The sequence below is a fragment of the Rhodoferax sp. RT5P35 genome, from assembly GCF_056521385.1.
On sequence record NZ_JBWMAX010000086.1, the window covers coordinates 1 to 1,632 of the forward strand.

Consider the following 1,632-nt stretch of genomic DNA (forward strand, 5'->3'; position numbering starts at 1 on the left):
CATTGTTGAACACACCCACATCGAACAAGGGCGGGTTGACTTTTTTCGCGTACACCATGGGTACTAGGGCCGCCGCAGCCATAGGCCGCGCAAGCATGCCGGTGGTCTGGGGCTGTGGCGGCGGCTGGATGCCGATCTGCCACGGCTGGGGCACCGGGCCGGTGGTGCCCTGGCGCGGTTGCCCGGTGGACAGGCGCAGGCGCACGCCCTGCCAGTTCTCCCCGGTGGCCTGGGCCACCAGCGCTTGCCGCTCCAGCCGCACCTGGCGGGTGGCGGTATCGAGCAGGGCGCGGTAGCTGGGGGTCCAGCCGGGGCCCTGGATCTGGTAGCTCAGGCGCACCGGCGCATCGGCGGGTGTGTTTACCGTGACGGCCACGCGCAGCACCCGGTCCAGGCCCTCCTGGTTGCGGGTGCGCTCGGCCAGCAGCGGTTTGAGCTGGCGGTCCAGGTCCTCTTGCAGGCGCAGGATCTGGGCTTGGCGCAGCAGGCCGTCTTGCCCGGTGCGGCGCAATGCGTCGGCCACGGCCACAATGGTTCTGGGGTCGGTGGCGGCGCGGTTGGCACCCGCTGCGGACTCGGGGTTGGAGAGGGTTTTGAGGTAGTTTTGCACCAGGTTCTGGGCATCGTTTTCTGCACCGAGCTGGCTCTTTTTATCCTCCAGTTCGCGGATGCGTGCATCCAGCGGGCTGGTGGCGCAGCCCAGCGCCGCACCGTCTTGCACCTCTACCGACAGCTCGCCCACCTGCACCGAGGCATCCGCCGCCACCGCCAGGCTTTGCACCTCCAGATCACCGGGCAGGCAGGCAAACACCAGCTTGTGGCTGCCCGCCGCCGCGCGGGCGACCCGCTCGACCTTGGCGCTGCCGGGGTATAGGGTGACATCGGTGATGCGGCTGCTGGTGGGCGTATCCATTGCCGTCTGGGCCGCCAGCGGCAGGCCTGCGCAAGCCAGGGACAGGCCTAACAGGGCACCGAGGCGATGAGGGAAATGGGCGTGGAGGGTCATAGTTTGTAGAGCGCTATAGGGGGCCGACTGCGCATCTGCCCGGCATACCGGATGGCGTGCGGGTGCTAGGAGGCGGCTGCTCGCCAGTATAGGCAGCGACCGCCCGGAACTATCGCCCCCCGCCGCACTCCCACCCCGCCATGACCCGCCGCCACCTCTTCCAAACCGCCCTGGCCTTGATCGCCGCCCACCCCCTGGCCCAGGCCGCAGCAGCCGCTGCCCAGCCGCCCGCGCGCGGCAAGATGCCGGTGCTGTTTATCGGCCACGGCTCGCCGATGAATGCACTGCGCGACACGCCGTTCACCCGGCACCTGGCGCAGCTGGGGCGCGAGCTTCCGCGGCCCCGGGCGATTCTGGTGGTGTCGGCGCACTGGGCGGCCGAGCAGCCGATGCTCAGCGCCACCGCGCAGCCCGAGACGATCTACGACTTTGGCGGATTCCCCCAAGCCCTGTACCAGGTGCGTTACCCCAGCCCCGGCCAACCCGCGCTGGCCCAACAGCTTGCCCGCAGCCTGCCGAATGCGGCGGTGGATACCCAGCGCGGCCTGGACCACGGAGCCTGGACGGTGCTGCACCATCTGTATCCCAAAGCCGACATCCCCGTGCTCCAGCTCGCCATGCCCGCC

The 1,632-nt window shown here is 69.6% G+C and carries 2 protein-coding genes; one reads left to right on the forward strand and one right to left on the reverse strand.

The window, feature by feature from the left end; all coding sequences use genetic code 11:
* A partial coding sequence (locus tag AC097L_RS23820) for a mucoidy inhibitor MuiA family protein (RefSeq protein WP_479589211.1) occupies positions 1 to 1,006 on the reverse strand: 1,006 nt, incomplete at its 3' end.
* Between the two features lie 140 nt (positions 1,007 to 1,146).
* On the opposite strand from AC097L_RS23820, the gene AC097L_RS23825 reads away from it, so the two are divergent.
* Positions 1,147 to 1,632: dioxygenase family protein (locus AC097L_RS23825; RefSeq protein ID WP_479589212.1), on the forward strand; the 486-nt coding region annotated here is incomplete at its 3' end.